General features: G+C 39.2%; 9 protein-coding genes. 3 read left to right on the top strand and 6 right to left on the bottom strand.

Annotation, left to right across the window (positions count from 1 at the left end):
• The first annotated feature begins 191 nt into the window (after positions 1 to 191).
• Positions 192 to 2,171, top strand: a complete 1,980-nt coding sequence (locus ACXACJ_RS10725) for a glycoside hydrolase family 97 protein (RefSeq protein WP_475134364.1) — start codon at positions 192 to 194, stop codon at positions 2,169 to 2,171.
• Between the two features lie 58 nt (positions 2,172 to 2,229).
• Here the strand turns inward: ACXACJ_RS10725 and ACXACJ_RS10720 are convergent, their stop codons facing one another.
• The 4 genes from ACXACJ_RS10720 to ACXACJ_RS10705 form a co-directional block, all read right to left on the bottom strand.
• On the bottom strand, positions 2,230 to 2,613 hold the full coding sequence (locus tag ACXACJ_RS10720; protein ID WP_475134363.1) for a VOC family protein: 384 nt from the start codon (positions 2,611 to 2,613) through the stop codon (positions 2,230 to 2,232).
• A 7-nt stretch (positions 2,614 to 2,620) separates the two neighbouring features.
• Complete coding sequence (locus tag ACXACJ_RS10715; RefSeq protein ID WP_475134362.1) at positions 2,621 to 3,274, bottom strand: hypothetical protein; 654 nt, start codon at positions 3,272 to 3,274, stop codon at positions 2,621 to 2,623.
• Between the two features lie 163 nt (positions 3,275 to 3,437).
• Positions 3,438 to 4,037, bottom strand: coding sequence for a CatB-related O-acetyltransferase (locus ACXACJ_RS10710; RefSeq protein WP_475134361.1), 600 nt, complete (start codon positions 4,035 to 4,037; stop codon positions 3,438 to 3,440).
• Positions 4,038 to 4,114: 77 nt separating this feature from the next.
• Entirely contained in the window at positions 4,115 to 5,869 is a 1,755-nt protein-coding gene (locus ACXACJ_RS10705; protein WP_475134360.1) for a helix-turn-helix domain-containing protein, read from the bottom strand.
• Between the two features lie 176 nt (positions 5,870 to 6,045).
• On the opposite strand from ACXACJ_RS10705, the gene metG reads away from it, so the two are divergent.
• Positions 6,046 to 8,106, top strand: coding sequence for a methionine--tRNA ligase (gene metG / locus ACXACJ_RS10700; RefSeq protein WP_475134359.1), 2,061 nt, complete (start codon positions 6,046 to 6,048; stop codon positions 8,104 to 8,106).
• Between the two features lie 76 nt (positions 8,107 to 8,182).
• On the opposite strand, the gene ACXACJ_RS10695 is transcribed toward metG, so the two are convergent.
• Positions 8,183 to 9,541 carry a sensor histidine kinase gene (locus ACXACJ_RS10695; protein WP_475134358.1) on the bottom strand — a complete coding sequence of 453 codons (1,359 nt, stop codon included), beginning with the start codon at positions 9,539 to 9,541 and terminating at the stop codon, positions 8,183 to 8,185.
• Between the two features lie 39 nt (positions 9,542 to 9,580).
• Positions 9,581 to 10,954, bottom strand: a complete 1,374-nt coding sequence (locus tag ACXACJ_RS10690) for a sigma-54-dependent transcriptional regulator (protein ID WP_475134357.1) — start codon at positions 10,952 to 10,954, stop codon at positions 9,581 to 9,583.
• A gap of 153 nt (positions 10,955 to 11,107) precedes the next feature.
• On the opposite strand from ACXACJ_RS10690, the gene ACXACJ_RS10685 reads away from it, so the two are divergent.
• On the top strand, positions 11,108 to 13,531 hold the full coding sequence (locus ACXACJ_RS10685) for an FtsX-like permease family protein (RefSeq protein WP_475134356.1): 2,424 nt from the start codon (positions 11,108 to 11,110) through the stop codon (positions 13,529 to 13,531).
• The last annotated feature ends 29 nt before the right edge of the window (positions 13,532 to 13,560 follow it).

The raw sequence follows: 13,560 nt of genomic DNA, 5'->3' as shown, positions 1-13,560 counted from the left end.
TGCTCTTTTAATTTCTCTTAAGATAACAAGATAAGTGTAAAAAATACACGTGTTTTGTTTCAATGGCTTATTTATTCATTGATAGTTGGTTAGAGATGAGCACAATGGTTTAGGGTTGGCATTATTATGCTTATGCCTTACCTTCAATTTTTGCCTCTCGGCAGAATTTTGCTTAAACACCTTATTTGGATATGAGAACTTCAACTATACTAGCGAGTCTAGTTTTACTTTTTTCAACCTTCTTTTTGCACGCACAACGTAGTGTTCAGCTTAAATCACCTAACGGGAAAATTAAGTTTGAACTTCAGTTTAAAGAAAAATACCCGCAATACACGGTTAGTTTTGATAAGCAGCCGCTCATTGCAAACTCTCCTCTGAGCCTTGAATTTGAAGATGGCTGGTTTGGTGAACATTTAAAAGTTGGAAAACCTGCTTTTCGCACCGTAAAGGAAAGCTACGACTTGGTAGTGGGGAAGGCTAGCCACATAGAAAGTGAGAGTAATGAAGTGGTTGTTACTTTGGAAGAAAAAAACGCACCTTTTAGAAAAGTCAATCTGGTGGTGCGTGCTTTTGACGATGGAGTGGCTTTTCGCTATGAATTTCTAAAACAGGAAAATAAAACTAGTTTCACGCTGATGGAAGAGAGAACAACTTTCAATGTTGTGGGAAATCCGACAGTGCAAACTTTGTTTTTGCCTTCTTACACAACTTCGCACGAAGGCTTTCATACCAGAGTTCCTTACAATGAGCTCAAAGAGCAGAACTTAATGGATATGCCCAATTTGTTCGAGTTCCCGAACCATGTTTTTATGGCCATTACCGAGGCTGCTATTCGTGATTATGCGGGCATGTATTTGTGGAAGGAAGATGGGATTTTGCGCGGAAAGTTGTCGCCAAAACCTGGGCAGGAGCGAATTAAGGTGGAAGGCGGTTTTCCTCACCGATCACCGTGGCGCGTGATGATTATTGCGGATAGAGTTGGCGGTTTGATCGAATCTAACATGCTCACCAACCTTAATGAGCCAAGTAAAATTGAAGATACTTCTTGGCTGAAACCCGGAAAAACCACCTTCACTTGGTGGAATGGCAATATGGTTCCTGACACTACTTTCGCGCCTGGCAATAACTTCAACACGAATAAATATTACATCGATTTTGCGGCAAAACACGGCATCCAATATCATTCAATTTATGGTTATGCCGAACAGCCTTGGTATTTGGATGACGGATTTGATTTTGGTACACCGGGCAAAAATGTAGATATAACCAAGTCGATCAAGCCTTTGGATATGAAATACATCAGCGATTATGCGCAAAGCCAAGGAGTTGATATTCATGTTTGGGTGAACTGGAAGGCGCTTTATGCCAAACTCGATGAGGCTTTTGCACAATTTGAGACTTGGGGAATTAAAGGCATGATGGTGGATTTTATGGATCGTAATGATCAGGAAATGATTCAGATTCAGGAAGAAATGTTGGCTAAAGCAGCGAAGCATCATTTGTTTATTCAGTTTCATGGTTCGAGCAAGCCATCAGGTTTGCACAGAACGTATCCTAATGAATTTACTCGCGAGGGAACCTTAAATTACGAGGTGTATAAGTGGGACAATACCATTAATGCCGATCATGATATTACCATGCCTTTTACCCGCATGTTGGCCGGTGCAACGGATTACCATTTGGGTGGTTTTCGGGCTGTAACTCCAGAGAATTTTGAGGTTCATTATACACATCCGCTTGTTACCAGTACGCGATGTCATATGCTGGCCATGTATGTGGTTTTGGAAAGTTACTTGAGTATGGTGGCCGACACACCGTATGTTTATGAAGGCCAACCAGGGTTTGAGTTTATAAAACAAGTTCCATCAACTTGGGATGAAACCTATGTTCCATTGGCTTCAGTTAATGAGTACGCTGTAATTGCCCGAAGAAAAAGGAAAGAATGGTATGTAGGTGCGCTCAATAACAGTTCTGCCAGAAACTTAGAACTGAAATTGGATTTTTTGGGAGAAGGTAATTTTGAAGCAACCATTTTTACCGATGCTAAGGACGTAGACCAAAATCCGAATCATTTAGAAAAGCAGGTTAGAAAGGTAACTTCCAACGATGTAATTGAACTTCCGTTGGCAGCTAGCGGAGGGGCAACCATTATGCTAAGGCCAGCAAACTAGAATTTTGAAATGGAAAAAAGAGCAAGGTTTAATAAAAAGCTTGCTCTTTTTTTATGCGTTACATTTGGGTTGAAACTGCCCAGAAGTTGCCATTAAAGTCTTTAAATGTACCTCTTTTATCGGGGTCATCATTTTTGTTTACAGGAGCTTCAACACCTTCGCAACCGTAGTCTAATGCGCGTTGGTAGGTTTCATCTACATTCGGAACATAGACATGCATCCATAGTGTGTAGCTCGGGTAATCTTTGGTAGCATCAGAAAACATAATGATTGTATCGTCAATCTGAACTTCCATATGCATAATAGAGCCATCAGGTCGCTCATATTTTCGCATCTCTTTGGCACCGAAAACCTGTTTTAGCATATCGGCCATTTTTTCAGCGCCATCTACCATTAAATAGGGTGAAGCTGAGTTATATCCTTCTGGTTTGTATTCTTTCATGGCGGCTTTAATATCTGGATTCAGTTTGGATCTTTTTATTCATTCTCAACATCCATTTTTTCATGATAAAGCCCCAAGCTAAACCAGCTAGAAGCCAGATCAAAGCCATAAAGAATAAGTTTTGAGGTATAATATCTTCCTTTAAAAGAAGAGGAAGAAGTATGCTAGTGAATAGGAACATAATAGCCCCGAAAACAATACCGTGTTTGATCCATTGGTTTATTTGTTTTTCAGCTTCAAGAGTATATTCAGGAATATCTTTGACATTATACCTTTTAGGTTGCTGGCTGAGCCATTTGGCTTTCCACGACTTTTTAAACCAACCCCAAATGGGGAATGTAATTGTGAGAATTAGCAATGAGAACAGATTTCTCTGAACTGGGATTATGCCTTTACATTCTGTACAATACAAACCGAACCAATTTTTAAATGCTAGTTTTTTAGAGTATTGTGTGCTAGGATGTAAGGTTCCGCAATGCGGACAAGGAATGATCGCTTTTTGAAGGGAAACTTTCGGATTACCACGTTCTACGAGCATAGTTTTCGGAATGGTTTGGCCCAAGACAAGTTCATTGAAAATGAGTCCAGGGTTGATTGCCCAGTGTAGAATCAGAGGGTTTTTCCAATTTATAATCTTGTATTTTTCCTTGTCGTATTCCATAATGGCTTCCGATTGTTTTATTGAAGCATTTTAAAGAAATATTCATAAATATTAAAGGTATTTTACTTTAAATGAACGAGTTTTATTTATTGCAAGTCTCTGATCGAGGAAGCTATTCTATAAGAAAGTGGTGTTGAAGTTCAAATGGATTACAATTTCTTTATTATAAATCACTGCCTGTAAGCCAGCTTAGCTGTTTTGTGATTTCTTCAATGGGCCAATCCCACCACTTTATTTTCAAAAGGTTGTCTATTTTTTCTTCTGAAAAACGTTTTCGAATTTCTTGAGCAGGATTGCCGCCCACTATAGTGTATGAGGCAACATTTTTTGTAACCGTGGCATTGGTGCCGATAATAGCTCCATCTCCAATGGTTATTCCCGGCAAAATTGTGGCGTTAAAACCAATCCATACATCGTTACCGATTATTGTATTACCCTTATTGGGATACTGTTTTCCTTCCATGGCCTTTTCCCAGCCTTCAAAAATCGCAAATGGATAAGATGAAACAGCATCAGTAAGGTGGTTTGCGCCATTCATGACAAACCTAACCCCAGAAGCAATCATGCAGAATTTGCCAATAATGAGTTTGTCGCCTGAATGATCGAACAAATACTTTACGTTCTTCTCAAAATTGTGAACATCCTCAAAATCATCGTAATAGGTGAAATCGCCAATTTGAATGTTTGGATTTTGAATGATGTTTTTGAGAAAGCAGAGCCTTTTGTAGTGTTTCAAAGGAAAGGTTGAATCTGGGTTTGCCATGTTGTTTTTGAGCAAAGAAATAGCTCAAAACTTTGGTTTTCGACCGAGATTATAAGATGCCACGCTAACCGTGAAATTTAGGACTCTTTGAGCCACTGCTTTGGGGTGAGACCTGTCTGTTTTTTGAAAAAATCGTTGAAAACTGACTTTGAATTGAAACCGCTTTCATAGGCAATGCCGAGCAAAGTCATATGCTTGTTAGCAGGATCTTTGGCCTTTTTCTTAAAGCTTTCAAGTCTGTAATGATTTACAAATTCGTTGAAATTCTTCCCAACTTTTTCATTCAAAAGCCATGATAACTTGTTGGCGTGAAGGTCTATTTTTTGTGCTAAAGATTTTAAAGAAAGTGAAGCATCCAGATAGATGAGCTCTTCGGTCATGATGGATTTCAATTGCTGAATGAAAGTTTCCGCTTCTTCATTACTCATCAGCGATTTTTCTTCCTGAATTGAGCTTGGGTAATTTAATAAAGGCTGAAGGTTTAGGGTTTTAAGTTGAGAACTCAGCGTTTTGAAGCGGTTCTCTTGCTGAATAGGAACTAAAAATGGATCGTGTTGAAAGCAGAAATATTGGCCGATTTGACTTTTGACTCCGTTTTCTAGAATGTCAAAAGCCGCATCAATATGGTTTGAGTAGATGCTAAAATAAAGTGTCCAAGGCTGGAACTCCTGAGCATAGTCTTCGTCCAAATCAAGTTCAACTTTTTGCCCTGCTACTAATTGCTGAAGTTTTATAAAAAGCTGACTGAATGACTGCTCAGGATATTTTTCAGCAAGTAGTTCTAGCTTCTGAGTTTCATTGGTCAAAATGCAACATGCCATTTTTACCTGAATAGCTAGCAAAAGATTTTCATCCAGTTCAAGGGCTTTGTCCATCCATTGATTAGCTAAATTATATTGCTTTGAAAAGTACAGAATATTACCCTTCATAAAATGATGATTGGCCGAAAGAGGATCGACCAGAAGGGCTTTATCTATAGCTTCCAAAGCTTGTTTGAAATGTCCGCTAACAATAAGTTGACCGGCCAAAGTGCTTAGGACTTCAGCATGATTTGGGCTTATTTCTAAGGCCTTTTGAAGTTCTGAATAGGCGAGTTCAAAATCCCAGTCGAATAGAATCGCAAAGTTGGAGAAGGAGAGGTGATACTCAGGTAAATTTGAATTTAGGCCCTTCACCATTTCTAAGAGCTGTTTTACCTTGGTTTTTGTAGCTTCTTTTTCCAGTGTTCCCCATGCAAACAAATAAGAATAGCAATGGGCCAATCCGCAATAAGGAAGTGCATAATTGGGGTCTAGCGAAATACTTTTATTGTAGAAATCAATGGCTTTTTCATAGTCCAATGGATTCCATTTTAATTGATGAAAGCGTCCTTTTAAATATAGAGTATAGGCTTCGGTGTTTTGTGTTGGCTGAAGAACCAGATGATCTTGAATGTTGAAGTGCCCAAAATTTTCACGGATTTGCTCAGCAATCAGTAAACTGATTTCATCTTGAATAGCAAAAATATCAGAGAGTTCTCGATCAAAGTTTTTTGAGAAAATATGGAATCCATCTTCTGCTTTAATCAATTGGGCTGTAATTCTAATGCGATTTCCCGATTGACGTATACTTCCTTCCAAAACGGTATTCACGCCCAGTGCTTTGGCAATTTCGCGTATGTCCCGATGCAGATTTTTGAAGGCAAAAGAAGAAGTTCTAGAAGTTACTTTTAAGCCTTCAACTTTGGTGAGCGCGTTGATGATTTCTTCGGTAATACCATCGCTGAAATATTCATTTTGCACATCACCGCTCATATTTGTGAAAGGCAAAACAGCAATTGACTTCAGTTCCATAATGGTGTTGAGGGGCTATTTGAAAATTAAAAAATCGTGGAGGAACTCCGTTCTGTGTAAAAATATCAAAATTCATGATATTCATTCGCCTCTACTTTGAATCCAATTAGAAATTCCTTTCCAAAATTCTCACCAGAGAATGTCCATCTAAGCATGAAAAGCTATCTTTGTAGCCTATGAGTAAGCAAAACTTCAAAAGACATACTGTTACGGCTGCTTTACCTTATGCGAATGGCCCAGTTCATATTGGGCATTTGGCTGGGGTTTATGTGCCGGCCGATATTTACGTTCGTTATCTCCGTTCAAAAAGAGAGGATGTTGCCTTTATTTGTGGTTCTGATGAGCATGGAATGGCCATTACCATGAGGGCTCGGAAAGAAGGTGTGAATCCGCAAGCAATCGTTGACAAATATCACGGTATGATTAAAGATAGCTTCGAACGACTTGGGGTTTCTTTTGATATTTACTCTAGAACTTCGAATCAAGTTCATCATGAAACAGCTCAGGAATTTTTCCGCACGATGTACGAGGCTGGAAAGTTCGAAGAAAGAACAAGTGAGCAATATTATGACGAAGAAGCCAAGCAGTTTTTGGCCGATCGATATATCATGGGTACATGCCCAAAATGTGGTAATCCTTCAGCTTATGGCGATCAGTGTGAGAATTGTGGTACTTCTTTAAACCCAACCGATTTAATTAATCCAAAGTCGACTTTAAGTGGAAATACTCCAATAATGAAGGAGACCAAGCACTGGTATTTGCCACTTCAGGATTATGAAAAATGGCTTACTGAATGGATTGTAGAAGGGCATAAAGACGATTGGAAATCTAACGTTTGGGGGCAATGTAAGTCATGGATTGATGGTGGTTTACAGCCAAGAGCTATGACCCGTGATTTAGATTGGGGCATAAAAGTGCCAGTAGAAGGCGCTGACGGAAAAGTGCTCTATGTTTGGTTCGATGCACCTATCGGTTACATTTCAGCAACCAGGGAATGGGCTGAGCAAGCGGGCAAAGATTGGGCTCCTTATTGGCAATCGGATGATACCAAACTGGTTCATTTTATTGGAAAGGATAACATCGTTTTCCATTGCATTATTTTTCCTGCAATTCTGAAAGCACATGGCGATTACATTTTGCCGGATAACGTGCCTGCCAATGAATTCCTAAACCTTGAAGGCGATAAAATTTCTACTTCTAGAAACTGGGCCGTTTGGCTTCATGAATATTTGGAAGAACTGCCCGAAAAGCAGGATGTATTGAGGTATGCATTGTGTGCCAATGCACCTGAAACCAAGGATAATGACTTCACTTGGAAGGATTTTCAAACCAGAAACAATAGTGAACTGGTAGCCATTCTTGGGAATTTTGTAAACCGAGCCGTTGTGCTTACTCATAAGTACTATGATGGGAAAATTCCAGCAAGAGGGGAGCTCTTCGATATAGATAATGAAGTGATTGAAGCGGTGAAAGCCATTCCTGCGAAAGTTGGGCAAGCGATAGAACGTTACCGTTTCAGAGAAGCATTAGCCGAAATGATGGAGTTGGCTCGTGTTGGAAATAAATATTTAGCCGATACTGAGCCTTGGAAACTGATTAAAACAGATGAAGAAAGGGTTGGTACTATTTTGAATATTGCGCTTCAAATTGCGGCAAACATTTCTATTGTGGCGGAGCCATTTATTCCTTTCAGTACTCAAAAATTAGGAGCATTCCTGAATTTTGAGAAACACGAATGGGAAAGTGCTGGCCGTTTGGATTTGTTAGCAGAAGGACATCAAATTGAAAAAGCACAGCTTCTATTCGAGAAAATCGAAGATGAGGTGATTGAACAACAGATACAAAAACTAGAGAATACAAAGAAACAGAACCAGATGGAGAATCAAACTGTAGAGCTTACCCCGATGAAAGACACAATTGTGTTTGATGATTTTATGAAGCTCGACTTGCGTATAGGGACAATTTTAGAAGCCAAGAAGGTAAAAAAATCGAATAAGCTTCTAGAGTTTCTTGTTGATACAGGTGTTGATAAACGAACCATTTTGAGTGGTATTGCAAAACATTATACACCTGAAGAAATGATTGGCAAGCAAGTTACAATTGTAGCTAATTTAGCGCCAAGACCAATGATGGGCACGGTTTCTCAAGGTATGATTCTTATGGCAGAAGATGCTGAAGGCAACCTAAGACTAATTCAGCCAAACGAGGCAGTTAATCCAGGTTCAACGGTAAGCTAATTGCTCAGCGGCATTCAAAATATCAAAACCTCCTTAATGGAGGTTTTTTTATGATCGTTGGAGATTGGTAGATATGTTAATTCCATGTTTTGAAAATCAAGCTAAAGGTAGCTCCATTGCCGGGTTCTGATTTCACGGTGAGGTCTCCTTTGTGCTTTTTCATGATTTGTTTGGAAAGGCTCAGGCCAATACCTGAACCATTTTCTTTGGTAGAAAAGAAAGGAATGAAGATTTGGTCCATTTTGCTTTCTTCAATGCCAATTCCATTATCCTTTACTTCAATAATAAACTGATTCCGAAGCGTATAAGCTTTTATTTCAACTAAGGCATTTTCCTGATTTTCTGTAGCATGGCGTGCATTGGTGAGCAAATTAATAAGCACCTGATCGACCAATTTTCTGTCCATGTTTATGTTCATGTAAGGCTCAGCTTTTACCTGAAGCCGCACATTTGATTTCTCAAACTCTTTACCCATCAGTATCGCGGTGTCATTTAAAAGCGCTGGAACATCAACTTTTTCGAGTTGAAGGGCTTTGATTCGAGTCAGTTTTCTGTAATCTTCTACAAAGTGTAAAAGGCCTTCACTTCGTTTTTGAATCGTTTTTAGCGAAAAACGAAGGTCTTCCAATGTTTCTTCAGAAAGATCTTCCAAAGGTTTAGGATGACCGTTTTCTTCCAGCAGCATAATCATGGTTTCGGAAAGGGAAGTTACGGGCGTAACCGAATTCATGATTTCATGGGTCAATATGCGGATCAGTTTGTGCCAAGCTTCAATTTCCTTTTGCTCAATCTCGCTCTTGATATCCTGAAAAGTGACAATGGTGTAGCGATAATTGAGAATCTTCAAGCGATTAATCTGTACCGAAACTTGCTGTTTTTCACCTTTTACAATCAGCTCAACCAACCTTCGTTCATTGTCTTCCATGTCTTCCAGCTGATGTGAAAATTGGGGAAGCAATTGCTGAAACTGTTTCCAATAATTGGGGGTAGAAATCTTTAGCGTTTCTTGAGCCGATTTGTTCATTAATTCAATGGAATAATCTTCCTTAATGGCCAAAACACCCACTTTAATGTTGTCTACAATAACTTTTAGAAACTTGAATTGAGCTTCTTTTTCAACAGAAACCCGTTTAAAGGCGTCAATAATTTCAACAAAAGCATCTTGAAGTTCCTGAAATGATTTCCCTCTCTTTTTTCCTTTAAATGAAATGGAAAAGTCAGAATAGCGAATGGCTAATAAAAGTTTGGCAACTTCTCGATTGGTATAGGTTATGAATCGAATCAGTTCGGCCACCTGAATGACGATGATGGAAAGCAGTATGATTTGGTTGAAGAACAGTTCAGTTTTAGCGAAAATGAAAGCGAGCGCAGTCATGGTAAGCATGAGCAGCACAATGCGAATGATAACCAGTAAGCTGAATCGTTTAGAGACCATAAAAATGCTGAAAGTTAAAGAATCGTTGATTTTAGAAGATTATAGTCCGTATTTCTGAAGCCTGCGATAAAGTGCTAATCTATCGATGCCCAAGTCTTTCGCGGCTCGGGTTACGTTTCCGTTGTTTTTGTCTAGGGCTTTTAAAATCAGGCGCTTTTCCATTTCGGAAAGGTCCAGTATGTCTTCTTCGTCTGCTTTTGGGTTTCTGTTGGGCTGAAGCAAAAAGTCATCTGCAGTCAGTTTATTGTCTTCTGCCAAAATTATGGCCCTTTCAATAGCATGTTGAAGTTCGCGGATGTTCCCTGGCCAACTATATTTTTTGAGCTTCCCAATCGTATTTTGGTCAATACGCATTTTAGACTTCTTGTATTTTTTGCCATACATATCCATGAAATGCTGAACCAAAAGATCGATGTCGTCTTGTCTTTCTGCTAGTGAAGGCATTCTGAGTTCCACGGTATTGATTCTATACAGTAAATCCTGTCTGAAAGAACCATCCTTTACCATCTCGTAAAGCGGCATATTGGTGGCGCAAACCAAACGAATATCGATCGGGATTTCTTTGCTAGAACCCACGCGGCTCACCCTTCTTTGCTGAAGCACAGTAAGCAGCTTTGCTTGAAGTGGGAGAGAAAGATTTCCGATCTCATCAAGGAAAAGAGTTCCGCCAGAAGCTAGCTCAAACCTTCCCGGTTTGTCTTCTTTCGCATCGGTAAAAGCCCCTCTTACGTGGCCGAAAAGTTCGCTTTCAAAAAGTGTTTCGCTAATAGAACCTAAATCAACATTGATAAAAACCTGATCTTTTCTTTCTGATTGGCGGTGAAGCGCTCTGGCTGCCAATTCTTTACCGGTTCCGTTTTCTCCCAAAATCAGAACATTGGCATCCGTTGGGCCAACTTTTTCAATAAGCGAAAAGACTTTTTGAATGGGTAATGACTCGCCTATAAAGTTCTCGAACTTTTGATCTATTTCACTCGAAAGGGTTTTTTGAGTGTTTTTAAGCCTGTCTACTTCCAGTTTACTTTGGCGCAATTGCAATGCAGATTGAATGGTGCCGAAGAGTTTTTCATTCTTCCAAGGCTTAGGTAAAAAGTCAGTGGCGCCAGATTTTACAGCTTTTACAGCAAGTTCAAATTCACCGTAAGCGGTGATTAAAATCACGATTACATTGGGGTCGATGGCTAGAATGTTGTTTAACCATTTCATGCCATCGGCACCGTCATTTTCGCCCTTTTTAAAGTTCATGTCCAGCAGAACTACATCAAACGCTTCTCGCTGAAAATGAAGTGGGATGTTTTCCGGATTGTTTTCAATTTGCACCAAAGTAAATTGCTGCTTGAGGTACATTCTAGCAGTATTTAGTACATCAATATCATCGTCAACTACCAGTATTTTAGCTTCAATTTTCGCCATAGAAAAAGTGTATCAAAAACAAACGGTTAAATGTATCAAAAACAAACGAATATATAAGGTTAATATTTTTAAATAGTAGGTAACTGTCACAAATTCAGTAATTTATAATTTTGGCATCAGGCTTGGTAAAGAGAGTTCGGAAAAGGTAAAAATATGCTCAAAAATTACATCATAACAGCGCTCAGAAATCTTATAAGAAACAAATCGTACACGGTGATAAACGTTTTTGGTTTGGCCCTAGGCATAAGTGCAGCTTTGGTACTTTTTAAAATAGTGCTTTACCAAAAGAGTTTTGATCAACACCATTCAAATCTGGATCATCTTTATCGCTTTGTAAAGAAGGTGGAAAGTGCGAATAAACTAGAATTGGAAGCTGGAATGCAAGATCCTGTGGCCAGATCATTCAAAAACGATTTCCCTGATTTGGGCTTGCCAGTTAGAAGCTTTGGTATCGGATCGAGCCAGTTGACAGTAGTTAGAGATGATGAAAGCTTTCAACATTTTGAGCAGAAGAACGGAATTGCATTTGTAGATTCTACCTTTTTTAAACTTTTCGATTACGAATTCAAATTAGGAAAACCAGAAACCGCTTTGACCAAACCGAAGTCGGTTGTGATTTCAGTGAATTTAGCCAAAAAGCTTTTTGGGGTTGATGAAGGTGGATTTGATCAAATCATTGGCAAGAAAATAAGACTCAACGATAAATTGGATGTTTTTGTAAGTGCTGTAGTTGCTAATCCGCTTAAAACCAGCTCTGTACCTTATGAAATGATGGTGGAATACGGTTCTGTTAGAGATGTTTTTGACTTTTATCAGCCCGACTCATGGAATTCAACTTCATCTAGTGCCAATGTTTATTTTCTTATGGCCGATGGTGTAAAGCCTGAGCAGGTGAATGACGCTTTGGCTACCATGGTGGCTAAATATATGGCCGATAGTGACGATAGAAACGTTTTTACGGTTCAACCTATGAGTGAAATACACTTTCACCCTGAATATAGCGGAAGTCCAGGGTCAGCGGTTTCTCCAGATTTCCTAACCATTCCAACTGCCATTGGCATATTCTTAATTCTTACGGCTTGTATCAATTTTGTGAATTTATCTACGGCCTTGGCTATTAAGCGATCTAAGGAAGTGGGTATTAGAAAAGTTCTGGGAGGACAGAAAAATCAGCTCGTTTTTCAGTTTCTAGGAGAGACATTTTTCATCACCTTCGTTTCAGTACTGATTTCATTGGGAGCTGCCGAGCTTATAATGACCAATATGGAATCTTTTGTAGGTTACAATTTGTCGCTCCAGCTTTTCGAAGATCAAAGTTTGGCGCTTATCATTTCAGGGATTGTTGTAGTGGTTACGCTTTTAGCGGGTCTTTATCCTTCTTTGATTTTAGCCAGATTGAAGCCCGTTAGTGCTTTGAAAAGTAAAGGTCAATCGGCACTTAGCGGCAATGTAAATACCAGAAGAGCCTTGGTAGTTTTTCAGTTTGTGATTTCTCAATTGTTGGTGGTTTGTACCCTGATTGTGATTTCTCAAATGAAATTTTTCGAAAATCAGGATATGGGTTTTCGAAAATCAGCCATCATCAACTTTCCGCTTCCTACCAATGAAAGTGAAAAACTGGAGCCTCTTAAAAATGATCTGTACAATTTTGCAGGTATAGAAAAAGTGAGCTTCAACTTCTCAAGTCCGCTTTCCGACAGCAATGTAGGTTCTACTTTTGGCTATGCACCTTTAGAAATGGAAGGCTTTTTCGAGGCTGCTTACAAAGTGATAGATGAAAACTATCTCGATTTATACGAAATCAACCTTTTAGCCGGACGTAATTTCACCAAGAATGATACGCTTGATGTGGCAATCATATCTAAGGCGGTAATGGAGCTTATGGAAATTGACAATCCTGAAGATGCCCTTGGAAAGAAAATCGATAGCGGGTTTGCTGGACCAAAAACAATTGTGGGCGTAGTGAATGACTTACACACGAGTTCACTGAAATATAAATTAGAGCCTGTCATTTTTGTGACCTACGGTAGGTATTTCTACGAAGGAGCAGTGAAATTTGAAGGTACTCAAGCCCAAATGAACGATTTAGTAAGTGTGATAGAAGAAGCTTGGACAAAGCAATACCCTAATGTGCTTTTCGATTATTCGCTGTTCTCAGAAAAGATCATGGAGAATTATGATAAAGAGGCGAGTATGATGAAGCTATTTAAGGTTTTTTCAGGTATTGCCATTTTGATTGGTTGCTTGGGACTTTATGGTTTGGTTTCATTTTTAGCCAATCAAAAGACCAAAGAAATTGGAATCAGAAAAGTATTGGGGGCTTCAGTAGGGCAAATCCTGAACATTTTCTCAAAGGAAATGATGCTCTTGATCATCATTGCTTTCCTAATCGCTACGCCTTTGGCTTACTATTTTATGAGCGCATGGCTTTCGGGCTTTGAGTATCGAATTAGCCTGAACATATGGGTTTTCTTAATCGCCATTGCTTTTACCTTAATCATTGGCGGAGTTACCACAGGGTTCAGGTCGCTAAGAGCAGCCCAAGCTAACCCAGTAGATTCGCTAAGAAGTGAGTAGTTATTGAGATAAACAGAAATAAGTTATAT

Source organism: Roseivirga sp. AWQ4_251 (assembly GCF_056158225.1).
This window is presented reverse-complemented; position numbering and strand designations above follow the sequence as displayed.